Source organism: Shinella daejeonensis, from assembly GCF_024281235.1.
Taxonomy (GTDB): Bacteria; Pseudomonadota; Alphaproteobacteria; order Rhizobiales; family Rhizobiaceae; genus Shinella; species Shinella daejeonensis.
Map to the genome: position 1 here is coordinate 1 of NZ_JAHWXY010000018.1, position 16,231 is coordinate 16,231.

Below are 16,231 nucleotides of genomic sequence, written 5' to 3' on the forward strand. Positions count from 1 at the left end.
TTCCTCTATCACCTCGAAGACAACACGGTGGCGGTCGGCTTCGTGGTGCATCTCAACTACAAGAACCCGTACCTCTATCCCTTCGAGGAATTCCAGCGCTTCAAGACGCATCCGGCGATCCGGGGCACCTTCGAGGGCGGCAAGCGGCTCTCCTATGGTGCCCGCGCCATCACCGAGGGCGGCTATCAGTCGGTGCCGAAGCTGTCGTTCCCCGGCGGCGCGCTGATCGGCTGCTCGGCCGGCTTCGTCAACGTGCCGCGCATCAAGGGCAGCCATAATGCGGTGCTGTCGGGTATGCTGGCGGCGGAAAAGCTGGCGGATGCGATTGCCAACGGTCGGGCCAATGACGAGCCGGTCGAGATCGAGAACGGCTGGCGCGACAGCGCCATCGGTCAGGACCTGAAGAAGGTGCGGAACGTCAAGCCGCTGTGGTCGAGGTTCGGCACGGCCGTGGGCGTCGCGCTCGGCGGCCTCGACATGTGGACGAACACGCTGTTCGGCTTCTCGGTCTTCGGCACGCTGAAGCACGGCAAGACGGACGCCGCCTCGCTGGAGCCGGCGGCCAAGCACAAGCGCATCGACTATCCGAAGCCCGACGGCGTGCTGACCTTCGACCGTCTCTCCTCGGTGTTCCTGTCGAACACCAACCACAAGGAGGACCAGCCGGTCCACCTTCAGGTGAAGGACATGGCCTTGCAGAAAGCGTCGGAACTCGACGTCTATGCCGGCCCGTCCACCCGCTACTGTCCGGCGGGCGTCTACGAATGGGTGGAGAAGGACGGCCAGGACGTCTTCGTCATCAACGCGCAGAACTGCGTGCACTGCAAGACCTGCGACATCAAGGATCCCAACCAGAACATCAACTGGGTGCCGCCGCAAGGGGGCGAAGGGCCGGTCTATCCGAACATGTAATGTTCGGGGAGGCGGCTCCGCACGGGGCCCCGCCTGAAAGAGTTTGGCCCGGACGGCTGACCGTCCGGGCCTTTGACCTTTATAGCAGGGTGCCGCTCAGGATGAGGAGGGCGACGCTGAAGTAGATCACCAGTCCGCTGACGTCGACGAGGGTCGCGACGAAGGGGGCGGAGGCGCTGGCCGGGTCGAAACGCAGCCGTTGCAGCAGGAAGGGCAGCATCGAGCCCACCATGGAGCCGAAGGTGACGATGCCGACCAGGGCGGCGAAGACCGTCAGGCCGATCAGCGGCCAATGCGGACCGTAGTCGTAAAGGCCGATGTGCTGCCACAGCATGATGCGGGCGAAGCCGATGAGGCCGAGAAGAACGCCGAGCGTGATGCCGGTCGGCAGCTCCCGGAAGGCGACGCGCCACCAGTCGGTGAGCTTCAGTTCCCCGAGCGCCAGCGCCCGGATGATCAGCGAGGTGGCCTGCGAGCCGGAGTTGCCGCCGGAACTCATGATCAGCGGGACGAACAGCATCAGCACGACGGCCTTTTCCAGTTCCGCCTCGTAGTGCTGCATTGCGCTGGCCGTCAGCATCTCGCCGAGAAACAACGCGGCGAGCCAGCCGGCCCGCTTGCGGATCATGTGGAAAAGGCCGATCTGCATATAGGGTTTGCCCAGCGCTTCCATGCCGCCGAACTTATGCGCGTCCTCGGTCGTATCAGCGATCATCGTGTCGATCACGTCGTCGACCGTGACGATGCCGGTCAGATGATTCTTCTCGTCGATAACCGGCAGGGCGAGCAGGTTGTGGCTGCGGATGAGCCGGGCGACCTCCTCCTGCGGCATCAGCGGCGTGGCGCAGACGACGCCCTCCTGTCGGGCGACCGTCATGATGCCGGCCGCCGGATCGCCCATGACGAGCTGCCGCAGCGTCACGACGCCGGTCAGCGTGCTGTCGTTGCGGTCGAGCACATAGATCGCGTAGATCGTCTCGCTGGATTTCTCCACCGCGCGCACATGGTCGAGCGCTTCGGCGACCGTGACGTCATCGAACACGCTGACGAATTCGGGAGTCATCATCGCCCCCGCCGAACGCTGCGGATAGGCCATCAGGTGCTCGACGGCATGCGCCGTCGCCGGATCCAGCCGGGCGAAGATCGCCGCCCGGCGCGCTTCATCCTCCATCGCCTGGAAGAGGTCCGTCACGCGGTCGTAGGCGATGTTCCTGAGAAGGCGGGCGGCGTGGTCGGTCGGCAGCGCCGCGACGATGTCGGCGGCGTGATGCAATTCGGGCCGGGAGATGGCCGGAAGCGCCTTTGCTTCGGGCAGATTGGCCAGATATTGCGCGGCGGCGGCGACGTCGAGCCGGTTCATATGCTCGATCCGCTCGGCCGTGGAGCCGGAACTGCGGCCGTTGTGAAGAAAATCACGGGCGGCGCGGCCGGCCCGCTCGGGAAAACGCTGAAGGTTCATTCTTGCTCGCCTTTCCGTCGAAGGGGAAACCCTTGCGGCCGGTCGGCGGGCTGACGCGACGTCAGTGCACGGATGGCCGCTCGGGCGTTCTCGATCGACTGCTACTGTCGCTTGGCATCGTAACGATGGCTCCGTTGAAGATTGCGCGGACCGATGTCCACGCCGCCCTTCAATCCATCCGCCGGACGGGAAAGTCAAGGCGCAAGCGAAAGCGGCCCGCGAAAACGCCCGTTGCGAAGTGCCATTAACCGGCCATTAACCATGATTTTCTAAATCTTCGGTTGCTAACAACATATTAGGGGGCTTTCCGATGGCGATTTCCCGCCGTGTATTCCTGCTTGGCGCGACCGCTCTGGTTGCCGGCTGCGCCACGAACGGCGGCGGCGACCGCGCCAATTACAGCGCGCGGCCCGACGAGAAATTCCCCCTGAAGGCCATGCCGCTCGATCAGATCAAGCCCGAGCTGCGCCGCCAGGAAGTGGCCTATCCGACATCGCATCCCGCCGGCACCGTCGTTGTCGATACGCCGGCGCGCCGGCTTTACTACGTGCTCGGCGGGGGCCGCGCCATGCGTTACGGCATCGGCGTCGGGCGCCAGGGCTATTCGCTTGCCGGCAACGCCACCATCGGCCGCAAGGCGGAATGGCCGAGCTGGACGCCGACGCCGAACATGATCCGCCGCGATCCGGAGCGGAACCGGAAGTACGCCGGCGGCGTACCGGGCGGCATCAACAATCCGCTCGGCGCCCGCGCCATCTATCTCTATCAGAACGGCAACGACACGATGTTCCGCATCCACGGCACCAACCAGCCCCGTTCGATCGACCAGGCGATGTCGAGCGGCTGCGTGCGCATGCTCAATCACGATGTGCTGGACCTCTACGAGCGGGTGAAGGTCGGCGGACGGGTGCATATCATCCAGGGCCGTCGCCTGGCCTGATTCGGCCGCATGAGAGCCGATCGACGGCGGACGGGCTGGCGCAATGCCGGCCTTTTCGCCGTTTTATGCTTTGCGGCCTATGAAAAAGCTGAACCCTATCATAACATTGACCGGGCGGGCCGTCCTCGCGACCTGCCGGGAGGATCGTGTCTTTTGCCTTTCCCATGACGCAATGGGTGCAATTGCGGACGCATTCGTACCGGCATTCGAACCCGTAGCTGTAAAAGTCGAGGGTACGGCATCGTGACAGACGCGTGAGGTGACACCGGCCTCGACGCGAGGCGATCCGTCGGAGGATCGGGAAGACGGCGGCGGCGGCGCATCGGCTTCTCACTTGATGCAACAAAACCGCCGGAAAAATGAGGGAACCGACCATGAAACATCTTCTTGCCACCACTTGCCTTGTTGCCGGCTTCATGGCCATGGCGGGCGCGGCGCAGGCCGACTGCGGCGACGTCACGATCGCCAGCATGAACTGGCAGAGCGCGGAAGTGCTCGCCAGCCTCGACAAGATCATCCTGAACGAAGGCTACGGCTGCAATGCGGACGTCATCGTCGGCGACACGGTTCCGACGATCACCTCGATGATCGAGAAGGGGCAGCCGGACCTGGCGCCGGAAGGCTGGATCGACCTTCTGCCGGACGTCGTCAATCGCGGCATCGAGGAAGGCAAGCTGGTCGGCGCGGCCGTGGCGCTTTCGGATGCGGCGGTGCAGGGCTGGTGGATCCCCAAGTATCTCGCCGATGCGCATCCCGACATCAAGACCATCGACGATATGCTGAAGCATCCCGAGCTGTTCCCGGACCCGGAAGACAAGAGCAAGGGCGCGATCCATAACGGCCCGCAGGGCTGGGGCGGCACGCTCGTCACGACACAGCTCTACAAGGCCTATGACGCCGAGGCGGCGAACTTCACGCTGGTCGACACCGGTTCGGCCGCCGGCCTCGACGGCTCCATCGCCAAGGCCTATGAGCGCGAGGAAGGCTGGGTGGGCTACTACTGGGCTCCGACGGCGCTTCTCGGCAAATACGACATGGTGAAGCTCGAACACGGCGTCCCCTTCGACAAGGCCGAATGGGAGCGCTGCAACACGGTGGCCGATTGCCCGGACCCGAAGAAGAACGACTGGCCGAAGGACACCGTCCAGACGCTGGTCACCAAGTCGTTCTCCGAGCGGGCCGGCGAGGACGTGATGGGCTATCTCAACAAGCGCTCCTGGTCGAACGACACGGTCAACAAGCTGATGGCCTGGATGACCGACAACCAGGCGAGCGGCGAAGATGGCGCCAAGCACTTCCTTCAGGAGAACGAGGCGCTCTGGACGGAGTGGGTCTCTCCGGAGGTCGCCGAGAAGATCAAGGCGGCGCTCTGATCCGTCGCTTTTGACATTCGGGTGGCGGCGTATCCGGCAAGATGCACCGCCACCCGATTTTGCCTGAAGGCCGGCACGAGACCGGCCGCCGCAGAAGGGGACCCACATGGACTGGCTTACGAATTTCCCACATCTGAACGACGGGGCGCTGCGCGATCTGAAAAAGGCGATCGACGAGGGTTTCCGCAGTTTCACGCGTGCCTATGGCGACAGTATTGAAGCTCTGTTCGAGCCGTTGCAGTTCTTTCTCATTCAGGCCGAGCGCTTCATGACGCGCACGCCCTGGCCGATCATCATCCTCCTGATCGCGTTGATCGCGTGGATTGCAAGCCGCAACTGGAAGATCGTCGCCGGCTGTGTCGTCACGCTCCTCACCATCGGCTTCTTCGACATGTGGGACGACACGATGAAGACGATCTCGATGATCCTCGTCTGTACCGTGCTGTCGATCATCATCGGCATCCCGATCGGCATCCTGATGTCCCGCTCGGACCGCCTGCAAAACATGATCAACCCGATCCTCGACGTGATGCAGACCATGCCGAGTTTCGTCTATCTCATTCCCGTCGTCATGCTGCTCGGCATCGGCAAGGTTCCGGGCCTGATCGCCGTGGTCATCTATGCCATCCCGCCGATGATCCGCCTGACTAATCTGGGCATCCGCCTCGTCGACAAGGACGTGCTGGAGGCGGCGGACGCCTTCGGTTCTTCGAGTTGGCAGAAGCTGAAGAACGTGCAGATGCCGCTGGCGCTGCCGACCATCATGGCGGGCATCAACCAGACGATCATGATGGCGCTCGCCATGGTGGTCATCGCGTCGATGATCGGCGTGCAGGGTCTCGGCCAGCCGGTGCTGAAGGCGATCTCAAACCAGTATTTCACGCTGGGCATGTTCAACGGCCTCGCCATCGTCGGCATCGCGATCATCTTCGACCGTGTCAGCCAGGCCTATGGCGCGCGCCTTCAGAAGCATCGCGAGATCATTCACGGCTGACGGGTTTTTCGCTTGGACGTCCGCGGTTGGCTGCGGGCGTCCTTTCCGGCCTCGCTCACTCGGCCGGGCAGGGCGGCGGAGCGGGTTGCCGGTCGGTGCGTTCCAGCGCGAAGGACACAAGGAAGATGGCGAGGCCCACGCAGGCCGTCGCCGCGCCGACGAAGCCGACGGAGGCATAGCCGTAGCCGGCGCCGATCGACAGGCCGCCGAACAGGGCGCCGAGCGCATTGGCGATGTTGAAGGCGGAGTGGTTCAGGGCCGCCGCAAGCGTCTGCGCGTCGCCGGCCACATCCATCAGCCGGGTCTGGAGCGCCGGCCCGACGACGAAGCTGCAACCGATGAGGAAGCAGCAGAGCGCCAGCATGGCCGGCTGATGCGCCGTCAGCGACAGGCCGACCAGCACGAAGAAATAGAGCACGAGCGACCATCCGATCGTGTGCATCAGCGACCGGTCGGCAAGCCTGGCGCCGAAGACGTTGCCGATGATCATGCCCAGGCCGAAGATTGCCATGATGACCGGCACCATGGCGGGCCGGAGCCCTGCGACCTCGGTGGCGATGGGCGAGATATAGGTGAAGACGGCGAACATGCCGCAAAAGCCGGTGGCGGCGACCCCAAGCGTCAGCCAGACCTGCTTGCGCTTCAGCGCACCGAGTTCGCTGAGCGCATTGGCCTGTTTCCGGGCCCGGTCGCGCGGCAGGAAAAGGACGATCAGCGCGACCGTCAGAAGCCCTGTGATACCGACCGCGACGAAGACCAGCTGCCAGTCGAGCACCTGCCCGAAGAAGGTGGCGAGCGGCGTGCCGATCAGCGTGGAGAGGGTGAGGCCGAGCATGACCTTGCCGACGGCCTGGGTGCGTTTGTTGAACGGCACCATGGCGGCGGCCACCAGCGCGGCCACGCCGAAATAGGCCCCGTGCGGCAAGCCGGAGACGAAGCGCATCAGTACGAAGCTTTCGAAGCTGGGCGCGACGGCGCTGGCCAGATTGCCGAGCGCGAAAAGGCCCATCAGCACCAGCAGCAGGTCGCGCCGGCGATAGCGCGCGCCGATGAGCGCGATGACCGGCGCGCCGATGACGACGCCGAGCGCATAGGCGCTGATCACATGGCCCGCCCGGGCCGTCGTCACGCCGAAATCGGCAGCGACATCGGGCAGCACGCCCATGATGGCGAATTCCCCGGTGCCGATGCCGAAGCTGCCCACGGCAAGGGCGAGGATGATGAGGGAAACGGCAAGCGGCGACAGCGGCTCCGTCCCGCTGTGAGGGGCGGCGGTCAGGGACAGTCTGTGATCGGACACGGCAACTCCGCGAAGGGATTGACCCGGCGCGACCTGTCGCACGGCAGCCCTGCCGTCGCGGCCACTCCTCCTGGCTGCTTAAGCATGTTGGGCCGGCCGACAGGCCATGGCGGGAAGAAGACGATGCGGCGACGCCAGCGTACTCCCGACGCCTGCGGCCATCGCTAGATATACCGGGGGACCGGGGTCTGCCTACTGTGATTTTTCATGTTTTCAGACTGTGCGATGACGCGAGCCGTTACATATCCTGCAATCATGGCGCTGCCCGCCCGTGAATCGCCGCTTTCTGTCCGTCTAATGGACTGGATGCCGGCCCTTGGGGACCCTTCCAGGCCATGCAAGGAGCAAGCGAATGCGCGTTCAGGCGATCTTCAACAGGGATGGGGGCACGTTCCGTACCACCGACATGGAGGCCTACGCCCGCCATGCCGAGCGGATTTTCAGCGCCGCCGGCCATCATCTCGATTGCGATATCGTAGACGGGGCCGACATGGCGGCGGCGCTGCGTCGCTGCGCCGTTCGCACTGATCTCGACGCGATGCTCGCCGGCGGCGGCGACGGCACGGTTTCGGCGGCGGCGGGCTTTGCCTGGGAAAGCGGCATGCCGCTCGGCGTCGTGCCGGCGGGCACGATGAACCTTTTTGCCCGATCGCTGAAGATCCCGCTCGATATCTGGCAGGCGCTCGATGCGCTTGCGGAAGGGGAAGTGACCCGCGCGGATATCGGCACCGTCGACGGCCGGGCCTTCGTCCACCAGTTTTCCGCCGGCCTTCATGCCAGGCTCGTCCGGCTGCGCAACGCCATGACCTATCGTTCGCGGCCGGGCAAGATCGCCGCGAGCATCCGCGCCGCGCTCGGTGTCGTTCTGGACCCGCCGGTCTTTACCGTCGAATATGAGGTCGACGGCGTGCGCGAGCGTCGGCAGGTTTCGGCCATCAATGTGTCGAACAACCGCTTCGGCGACAACGGCCTGCTCTATGCGGAGGATTTTGCCGGCGGCCATCTCGGCTTCTACACGACACAGCCGTTGCAGCCGGCGGGCGTCGTCAAGCTCGCCCTCGATATCCTGGGCGGCCGCCTGCGCGACAACGAGGATATCACGGAGATGACCGGAACCTCGGTCGACCTGCATTTTCCGAAGGTCGAGCGGGTGGTCAATTGCGTCATCGACGGCGAATTGCTCCCGCTTGCCCGCGACGTCTCCATCCGCCTGCATCCCGGCGAGTTGAAGGTGATCGTGCCGAAAGCCCAGGCGGGGACGGTCGAGACGAAGGAAACGGCGGCCGCCTGAGGCCGGTCCGCCGTTCCCCTGGCCGGTGTCTGTTCAAAGTCGCGGCAGATAGGTCTGATAGTCGAAATCCGAGACGGTGCGCAGGTAGACGAGCGCTTCCTTGCGCTTGGTATCGGCATAGAGCTTCTGATAGGCCGCGCCGAAAATATCGGCGATAAAGGGCGAGACGGCGAATTCCTCGACGGCTGTCAGGAAATCGTGGGTGAGACGCCTTGCCGGCGGCGGCTCTTTTCCGGGCTCCGTCGCCGGACCGGGATCGAGATTCTCGTCGAGCCCGCGCAGAATGCCGCCGAGAATCGCCGTCAGCAGCAGGTAGGGGTTCACATCCGCACCCGCCACGCGATGCTCGATACGTGCAGCCGGGCCATCCTTGTCCGGGATCCGGATCGCCGTGCCGCGATGGCCGAACCCCCAGGTGAGATCGACAGGAGCGAAGGAGCCCGGCTGGAAGCGCCGGTAGGAATTGGCAAAGGGCGCAAAGACGAGCTGGGCGTCGCGCATCGTCTCCAGCAGGCCGGCGGTGATCGATTTCAGCCGGGCCGGCTCGCCGCCCGCCGCGTCGAGGATGTTCCGGCCGTCGCGATCGACGAGGCTGCAATGGACATGCAGGCCGGAGCCGGCGTGATCGGCATAGGGCTTGGCCATGCAGGTGGACTTCAGCCCGAACCGGCGCGCCGCCTGTTCGGCGATGCGCTTCAGGTAGATGCAGTCGTCGGCCGCCGCCAGCGCATCCGGCCGGTGCAGCAGGTTGATCTCGAACTGGCCGGGGCCGAATTCCGCCGTCGCGGCCTCGGCCGGCAGATCCATGGCCTTCGCAAAGGCGCGCACGGTCTGGAGATAGCCGTCGAGTTCATCGGCCGTGCGCATGTCGTAGAGCTGGAAACCGTTCGGCTGGTTGCGATAGAGGAGGACCGCCGGCGGGCGCGGCCTGCCGGTTTCGCGCCAGTCGTCCTCCATCACGTAGAATTCCAGCTCCATGGCCACCACCGGCGTCAGCCCGTGCGCGGCGAAGCGTTCCAGCATCCGCGCGAGGATGGCGCGCGGGTCCATGAAGGAGGGCGTTCCGTCGAACTCATGCATGGTGGCCAGCACCTGCCGCGATCCCTCGGGCGCCCAGGGCATGGAGACGAAAGATCGGGGGTCGGCGATACAGGCACCGTCCGGGTCGCCGGCCGAAATGGAAAGACCGGTGATGTCGTCGTTGTCGTCGCCCCAGATGTCGAGCGACTGGGTGGAAGAAGGCAGGCGAACCGAACCCTCCCAGATCTTCTTCTCGCATTCCAGCGGCAGCTGCTTGCCGCGCAGATCGCCGTTCATGCCGACGAGGAGGATTTCAATGCGGGGCGGAGCGCCGGCGGACGAAGAACCGGCCGCCTTGTTGTCGTTCGTCATATTGCCTGCTTCGGTTTGGCGGGCGGACTTGAAAAGGTGCCGCGCCAGGTGCCCGATCCCTTGCCAAACGCCTGTTGCAAGGGCATTTTCGTAGCTCATTCTGTCCGGCCGTTCAATATGGCCGGGCTCGCTATCGAAGGATGTATCCCTATGTCGAACAGCCGTGCAGCAGCCGTATCGAACCTCGGCGCCCTCGATGCCGCCCATCATCTTCATCCGTTCTCGGACATGAAGAAGCTGAACGCGGCCGGCACGCGCATCATCGAGCGCGGCGAGGGGTCCTGTATCTTCGACAATCACGGCAAGCGCTATCTCGACGGTTTTGCCGGCCTGTGGTGCGTCAATATTGGTTATGGCCGCAAGGAGATCGCGCAGGCCGTCATGCGCCAGATGAACGAGCTGCCCTATTACAACACCTTCTTCGGCACCACGACGCCGCCCGCCGTGCTGCTCGCCCAGAAGATCGCCTCGCATGCCGGCCCGGACATCAATCGCGTTTTCTTCACCGGCTCGGGCTCCGAGGCCAACGATACCTGGTTCCGCATGGCCCGCGTTTACTGGGGCGCGATGGGAAAGCCAGCCAAGAAGGCGGTCATCGCCCGCAGGAACGGCTATCACGGCTCGACGGTCGCGGGCGCCTCGCTCGGCGGCATGAAGTGGATGCATGAGCAGGGCGACCTTCCCATCGCCGGCATCCACCACATCGGCCAGCCCTATTGGTATGGCGAGGGCGGCGACCTTTCCCCCGACGCATTCGGCCTGAAGATGGCCCGCGAGCTGGAAGACAAGATCGACGAACTTGGCGAGGACACGGTCGCCGCCTTCGTCGCCGAGCCGATCCAGGGGGCCGGCGGCGTCATCGTGCCGCCGGCCAGCTACTGGCCGGAAATCGCCCGCATCTGCAAGGCGAGGAATATCCTGCTGGTCGCGGACGAAGTGATCTGCGGCTTCGGCCGCACCGGCCACTGGTTCGGTCATCAGCATTTCGGCGTCGAGGTGGATCTGGCGCCGATCGCCAAGGGCCTTTCCTCCGGCTATCTGCCGATCGGCGGCGTCATGGTCTCCGACCGTGTCGGCAACGTGCTGGTGGAAGAGGTCGGCGACTTCAACCACGGCTTCACCTATTCCGGCCATCCGGTCTGCGCCGCCGCGGCGCTGGAGAACCTGCGCATCATTGAGGACGAGAGGCTTGTCGAGCGTGTGCGCGACGACATCGGCCCCTATCTCGCCGCCGGCCTGAAATCGCTGGAGGACCTGCCGATCGTCGGCGAGACCCAATGCGTCGGCCTGATGGGCGCAGTCCAGCTCGCCGAGGACAAGGCGACGCGCAAACGCTTCTCCGATGGCGAGGCGGCTGGCGTTGCCGTGCGCAACCATTGCCTGGAAAACGGCCTGGTGCTTCGCGCCACGGGCGACCGCATGCTGTTCTCGCCGCCGCTCGTCATCACCCATGCCGAAGTCGACCAGATGATCGACATCACCCGCAAGGCGCTGGAGCACGCCTGGGGACAACGGGCAGGCTGAGAGCGGGCCGTTACTGGAAGGCCGTCTCGAAGAAGCTCCTGAGCTTGCGCGAATGCAGCTTTTCCGTCGGCATGCCGGCGAGCTTTTCCAGCGCGCGGATGCCGATCAGCAAATGCTGGTTGACCTGCTTGCGGTAGAAGGCGGTCGCCATGCCGGGCAGTTTCAGTTCGCCGTGCAGCGGCTTGTCGGAAACGCAAAGCAGCGTGCCGTAGGGCACGCGGAAGCGGAAACCGTTGGCGGCGATGGTGGCCGATTCCATGTCGAGCGCGATGGCGCGCGATTGCGACAGACGCTTGACGGGGCCGCGCTGGTCGCGCAGCTCCCAGTTGCGGTTGTCGATGGTGGCGACGGTGCCGGTGCGCATGATGCGCTTGAGGTCGTAGCCCTCGAGGCCCGTCACTTCCTCCACCGCCCGTTCGAGCGCCACCTGCACCTCGGCGAGCGCGGGGATCGGCACCCAGACGGGCAGGTCGTCGTCGAGCACATGGTCCTCGCGGACATAGGCGTGCGCCAGCACATAGTCGCCGAGCGCCTGGCTGTTCCTGAGGCCCGCGCAATGGCCGAGCATCAGCCAGGCATGGGGCCTGAGCACGGCGATATGGTCGGTGATCGTCTTGGCGTTGGAAGGCCCGACGCCGATATTGACCAGCGTGATGCCGCCATGGCCCTTCTTCTTGATGTGATAGGCCGGCATCTGCGGCAGGCGGCCGGCGGAGATATTCGGCTCCGGCCGGTCGGAGCCGGCGACGGTGGCGATATTGCCGGGCTCTATGAAGGTCGTATAGCCGTTGCCGCCCTCGGCCATCTGCTGGCGCGCCCATTCGCAAAATTCGTCGACATAGAACTGATAGTTCGTAAAGAGCACGAAATTCTGGAAATGGTGGGCGCTGGTCGCCGTGTAATGGCTGAGGCGGGCCAGCGAGTAGTCGATGCGCTGGGCGGTGAAAGGCGCAAGCGGCAGCGGCTCTCCGGGCCCCGGCTCATGCGATCCGTTGGCGATCTCGTCGTCGGTATTGGTCAGATCCGGCGCGTCGAACAGGTCGCGCAGCGGAACCTCGATATTTTCCGCCACCCCGGCTTCCACATGCGCGCCTTCGCCGAAGGCGAAATGCAGCGGGATCGGGGTCGCCGATTCGGAGAGCGTGACGCGTACCCCGTGATTGCGCATCAGCAGGGCGAATTGTTCCTTGAGGTAGTGGCGGAAGAGCCTGGGCCTCGTGATCGTCGTCGTATAGACGCCGGGCGCCGGCACATAGCCATAGGAAAGCCGCGAGTCGACCAGCCCGAAACTGGTGGTTTCTATGCCGACCTGCGGATAGCACGCGCGGAAGCGCTGTGTCGGCGCGCCGTCCCGTCCGAGTAAGGCGAAGGCGTTCGTCAGGAACGTGGTGTTGCGTTCATAGAGCGCGTCGAGAGCGTCGACGATGGCGGTGGCGTCATCGAAAACCTGCGGCTCGAAAGGCTCGGGCGTGCAAAGGGGAAGGGCTTTGGGAGAGAAGGTGCGATTGCTCATGGAGCACTATAGATCGTTGTTTTTGAAAAGCAAATGACAGAACGTCGATCCCTGCGTCATCGGGGGGCGACGAGGATGATGCCGGCGCCCGTAAGCGCGAGCGTCGCGCCGGCAAGATCGAACCGGTCGGGGCGCATTCCCTCGACAAGCCACAGCCAGGCAAGCGAGCAGGCGATATAGACCCCGCCATAGGCCGCATAGGCGCGGCCGGCGAAAGCGCTGTCGGCCTGAGCCAGAAGCCAGGCGAAAAGGATGAGAAAGACAAGGCCGGGGGCAAGCCAGAAGACGGATTTGTCGAGCCGCCACCAGGCCCAGAAGGCGAAGCAGCCGGCGATCTCGGCAAGGGCTGCGAGAAAAAAGACGAGGACGGTTTTCATGCGGCAGGTTCCGGATTGTATCGCCGGAACGGCTTAGCATGGACGGTGGCGCGGGCCTACCGGCAGGAAATGCCGGCGCGTCATGAAGCGGGTCGGGCGACCGGCTTCATGACGCGCCGGCTTCAGCTCATCGACTGGCGCTGGAGCGTGACGAAGAGAACGAGGCCGGCGCCCTGTTTGGCGATGCCGAGGCCTGCCGTCTTGCTCCAGGCGAGTGCGCCGACCGGGGCGATCATCATCGCGCAGAGCATGAAGATGCGAAGGGCGATGGTGGCGGTGCTGAAGAGGGTGGTGGTCATGGCGCGGTCTTTCGCGAGCGTTTCGGGTAAAATCAGAGCGTGGCCTGGCAGAAATGCGGAACGTTGCAGGCGACAGCTGCGTTACGGGCGTTGCGGCGGTAATCGCTTTCGACCGCCGCCGCGAGCAGAATGGCGAAAATCGCCATCAGCAGCGTGATGATGGTGAGGCGGCGAGCGAGAATGTCCATGATGTCCCTCCGGCAGTCTGCATTCAGTGGGACGGTTGTCGCATATCGGGACTGAACGGCTTCTGAGAAGGCGGTTCATCTCCCGTTCAGGAAAAGCCTGATCGGACCTTGCGGGGGGACGACCAGCGTCCTACGTCTCTGGCTTCAGACAGGAGGCAAGGAATGGCTGATCCCATCGAACTCTATTATTGGCCGACCCCGAACGGCTACAAGATCACCATCATGCTGGAGGAACTCGACGTTCCCTATGTGGTGAAATACATCAATATCGGCAAGGGAGAGCAGTTTGCGCCGGACTTCCTGAAGATCGCGCCGAACAACCGCATGCCGGCCATCGTCGATCCGGACGGTCCCGGCGGAGCGCCCATCTCGATCTTCGAATCCGGCGCCATCCTGCAATATCTCGGCCGCAAATACGGACGCTTCTATCCCGCCGACGAGCGCAGCCGCGTCGAGGTGGAGCAATGGCTGTTCTGGCAGATGGGCGGGCTCGGGCCGATGGCCGGGCAGGCGCATCATTTCCGTCAATATGCGCCGGAAAAGATCGCCTACGGCATCGACCGCTACACCAATGAGGTCAACCGTCTCTACGGCGTCATGGACAGGCGTCTGGCCGACAGGGACTATCTAGCCGGCGATTACTCCATCGCCGACATGGCTTCGGTCGGCTGGATCCGCTCCTACGACAAGCAGGGTCAGGATCTCGCCGATTTCCCGCATCTCAAGCGCTGGTACGAGACGGTCCTCGCCCGGCCGGCGGTCCAGCGCGGCATCGAGGTCGGCCAAGAAGAGCGCGCCCGCCAGGCCAATCTCGCCGACGACAAGGAAGCGCAGAAGATTCTCTTCGGCCAGCGCGCACGCTGACCGGCGGCATTTTCCCGCAACGCCCGCCTTTTCCTTCCGGAAAGGCGGGCGTTGTCGTTTTGCGTGGTTAGCAAAGGGTTGAGGCCGGACGGATGAACGATCGGTAAACTTTTAATCGAATGCGCCGGTTTGCAGGCGTTTCGATGTTTAACGAAAACCCAATTTTACCAAGCGTTTGGACTTTGTTTGTCGCAAATTAAGCATGCATTTTAAACGCCTGTTGAAAGGCGGCGGGCATAGTGGAGCCATAAGACGAGCACGGGAAAACCGGCCGGCAAACCCTTTCGGAAGACCAGCGCCGCGCAAGACGGCAGGCGCCGGAAGGGCAGGTAAAACAGGCAATGCAAGCGGCAACGACAAACAGGGACAATGGCAATGGCACGTTTTAACGCTCATGACTTCGAAACCTCCGCCATGACCGGCGGAGAACCCCGCCCCGAACTGTTCTGTGACATGGGGCTGATGTATGCGACCGGACGCGGATGCGACGTCGATCTGGTCGCCGCGCACAAGTGGCTGAACATCGCGGCCATCCGCGGCTGCGACCGCGCCGCGGAACTGCGGGCCGATCTTGCCGCGACGATGAGCAAGCCGCAGATCGCCGAGGCGCTGCGCGCCGCGCGCGAATGGATGACGATGCACTGACCCGGCCCTTTTCCGGGGCGGGCCTTGTCCGGCTATCGGCTGCGCGCCTGCTTGAGGACGCGGGGCAGGACCTCTTCCAGAAGCGCCATGTCGACTTCCGGCCCGACGCTGATGCGGACGCAGCGGTTGAGCGGGGCGATGCCCGGCATGCGGATGAAGACGCCATGCTCCATTAGCCCGTCGACGATGGCGCGGGCATGAGCGCCGTCGCGACCGCAATCGACGGTGACGAAATTCGTGGCCGAGGGGAGCGGTTGCAGGCCGTTGGCGCGGGCGATGCCGGTGAGGTGCTCGCGCGCGGCGGCGATGCGGCCGGTGACGTCCCTGAGGTAGGCCTGGTCCTGGAGCGCCGCCAGCGCCGCCTCCACCGAAATGCGGGCCATGCCGAAATGATTGCGGATCCTGTCGAAGGCGAGCGCATTGCCGAGCGTGCCGATGGCATAGCCGACGCGCGCGCCGGCAAGCCCGTAAGCCTTGGAGAAGGTGCGCATGCGCAGCACGTTCGGCAGGCCGATCAAGGCGTCGATCGCGGGGGTGGAGCCTTCGGGCGCGGTCTCGCAATAGGCTTCGTCGAGGATCAGCAGGCTGCGCTCCGGCAGCGCGCGGGCAAAGGTCACGACGCTGCCGGCGTCCCACCAGCTTCCCATCGGATTGTCGGGATTGGCGAAATAGACGAGCGGCGCGTCCTCGCGCCGCGCGGCGGCAAGCAGGCCGTCGAGGTCTTCCCGGTCTCCGGCATAGGGCACGCTCACCAGTCGGCCGCCATGGCCGTTCACATGGTAGTTGAAGGTCGGATAGCCGCCGAGCGAGGTGACGACCGGCGTGCCCGGCTCGACGACGAGCCGCACGATCTCCCCGAGCAGCCCGTCGATGCCGCCGCCGATGGCGATATTGTCGCGTGACAGGCCATGGTGGATCGCCAGCGCTTCCTTCAGCGCGAAATTCTCCGGATCGGCATACATCCAGACCGTATCGGCTGCCGCGCGGATCGCTTCCAGCACCGACGGCGCGGGGCCGAAGCCGCTCTCGTTGGCGCCGATGCGTGCGCGCAGGGGAAGGTTGCGGTTGCGCTCGATCGCCTCGGGACCGACGAAGGGCACCGTGGCGGGCAGGGTCTGGGCAAGGGCGGTGAAGCGGGAGAATGCGGACATGGAAAGCTG

Annotated in this window: 16 protein-coding genes; 8 read left to right on the plus strand and 8 right to left on the minus strand. The window is 64.6% G+C overall.

What is annotated here, in order from left to right:
• On the plus strand, positions 1-912 hold a 912-nt coding region (locus KYK29_RS21580; RefSeq protein WP_254692947.1), incomplete at its 5' end, for an electron transfer flavoprotein-ubiquinone oxidoreductase.
• Between the two features lie 79 nt (positions 913-991).
• Here KYK29_RS21580 and mgtE read toward each other — a convergent pair.
• On the minus strand, positions 992-2,371 hold the full coding sequence (gene mgtE / locus KYK29_RS21585) for a magnesium transporter (RefSeq protein ID WP_254692948.1): 1,380 nt from the start codon (positions 2,369-2,371) through the stop codon (positions 992-994).
• Between the two features lie 310 nt (positions 2,372-2,681).
• On the opposite strand from mgtE, the gene KYK29_RS21590 reads away from it, so the two are divergent.
• The 3 genes from KYK29_RS21590 to KYK29_RS21600 all read left to right on the plus strand — a co-directional run bounded on the left by KYK29_RS21590 (position 2,682) and on the right by KYK29_RS21600 (position 5,678).
• A complete protein-coding gene (locus KYK29_RS21590) occupies positions 2,682-3,311 on the plus strand; it encodes a L,D-transpeptidase (protein ID WP_254692949.1) in 630 nt (209 codons plus the stop codon).
• Between the two features lie 374 nt (positions 3,312-3,685).
• Positions 3,686-4,684, plus strand: a complete 999-nt coding sequence (locus KYK29_RS21595) for an ABC transporter substrate-binding protein (RefSeq protein ID WP_254692950.1) — start codon at positions 3,686-3,688, stop codon at positions 4,682-4,684.
• A 106-nt stretch (positions 4,685-4,790) separates the two neighbouring features.
• Positions 4,791-5,678, plus strand: coding sequence for an ABC transporter permease (locus KYK29_RS21600; RefSeq protein ID WP_254692951.1), 888 nt, complete (start codon positions 4,791-4,793; stop codon positions 5,676-5,678).
• 55 nt (positions 5,679-5,733) lie between these two features.
• On the opposite strand, the gene KYK29_RS21605 is transcribed toward KYK29_RS21600, so the two are convergent.
• The gene (locus tag KYK29_RS21605; protein ID WP_437437286.1) at positions 5,734-6,978 is read right to left on the minus strand and encodes an MFS transporter; all 1,245 of its coding nucleotides are present in this window, start codon (positions 6,976-6,978) and stop codon (positions 5,734-5,736) included.
• A 352-nt stretch (positions 6,979-7,330) separates the two neighbouring features.
• On the opposite strand from KYK29_RS21605, the gene KYK29_RS21610 reads away from it, so the two are divergent.
• Entirely contained in the window at positions 7,331-8,269 is a 939-nt protein-coding gene (locus KYK29_RS21610) for a diacylglycerol/lipid kinase family protein (protein ID WP_254692952.1), read from the plus strand.
• Between the two features lie 33 nt (positions 8,270-8,302).
• Here the strand turns inward: KYK29_RS21610 and KYK29_RS21615 are convergent, their stop codons facing one another.
• A complete protein-coding gene (locus KYK29_RS21615; protein ID WP_254692953.1) occupies positions 8,303-9,661 on the minus strand; it encodes a glutamine synthetase family protein in 1,359 nt (452 codons plus the stop codon).
• A gap of 150 nt (positions 9,662-9,811) precedes the next feature.
• Between KYK29_RS21615 and KYK29_RS21620 the strand changes: the two genes are divergently transcribed.
• Positions 9,812-11,185, plus strand: coding sequence for an aspartate aminotransferase family protein (locus tag KYK29_RS21620; RefSeq protein WP_254692954.1), 1,374 nt, complete (start codon positions 9,812-9,814; stop codon positions 11,183-11,185).
• A gap of 10 nt (positions 11,186-11,195) precedes the next feature.
• On the opposite strand, the gene KYK29_RS21625 is transcribed toward KYK29_RS21620, so the two are convergent.
• The 4 genes from KYK29_RS21625 to KYK29_RS21640 all read right to left on the minus strand — a co-directional run bounded on the left by KYK29_RS21625 (position 11,196) and on the right by KYK29_RS21640 (position 13,562).
• Positions 11,196-12,698, minus strand: coding sequence for an AMP nucleosidase (locus KYK29_RS21625; protein WP_254692955.1), 1,503 nt, complete (start codon positions 12,696-12,698; stop codon positions 11,196-11,198).
• Positions 12,699-12,754: 56 nt separating this feature from the next.
• Positions 12,755-13,075 carry a YnfA family protein gene (locus KYK29_RS21630; RefSeq protein ID WP_254692956.1) on the minus strand — a complete coding sequence of 107 codons (321 nt, stop codon included), beginning with the start codon at positions 13,073-13,075 and terminating at the stop codon, positions 12,755-12,757.
• 122 nt (positions 13,076-13,197) lie between these two features.
• The gene (locus tag KYK29_RS21635) at positions 13,198-13,374 is read right to left on the minus strand and encodes a hypothetical protein (RefSeq protein ID WP_254692957.1); all 177 of its coding nucleotides are present in this window, start codon (positions 13,372-13,374) and stop codon (positions 13,198-13,200) included.
• 32 nt (positions 13,375-13,406) lie between these two features.
• The gene (locus KYK29_RS21640) at positions 13,407-13,562 is read right to left on the minus strand and encodes a hypothetical protein (RefSeq protein ID WP_254692958.1); all 156 of its coding nucleotides are present in this window, start codon (positions 13,560-13,562) and stop codon (positions 13,407-13,409) included.
• Between the two features lie 162 nt (positions 13,563-13,724).
• Here KYK29_RS21640 and KYK29_RS21645 point away from each other — a divergent pair, with 162 nt between their 5' ends.
• A complete protein-coding gene (locus KYK29_RS21645; RefSeq protein WP_254692959.1) occupies positions 13,725-14,426 on the plus strand; it encodes a glutathione binding-like protein in 702 nt (233 codons plus the stop codon).
• Positions 14,427-14,801: 375 nt separating this feature from the next.
• The gene (locus tag KYK29_RS21650; protein WP_254692960.1) at positions 14,802-15,071 is read left to right on the plus strand and encodes an SEL1-like repeat protein; all 270 of its coding nucleotides are present in this window, start codon (positions 14,802-14,804) and stop codon (positions 15,069-15,071) included.
• A gap of 32 nt (positions 15,072-15,103) precedes the next feature.
• Here KYK29_RS21650 and KYK29_RS21655 read toward each other — a convergent pair whose 3' ends face one another.
• A complete protein-coding gene (locus KYK29_RS21655; protein ID WP_254692961.1) occupies positions 15,104-16,222 on the minus strand; it encodes a pyridoxal phosphate-dependent aminotransferase in 1,119 nt (372 codons plus the stop codon).
• Positions 16,223-16,231 lie beyond the last annotated feature (9 nt).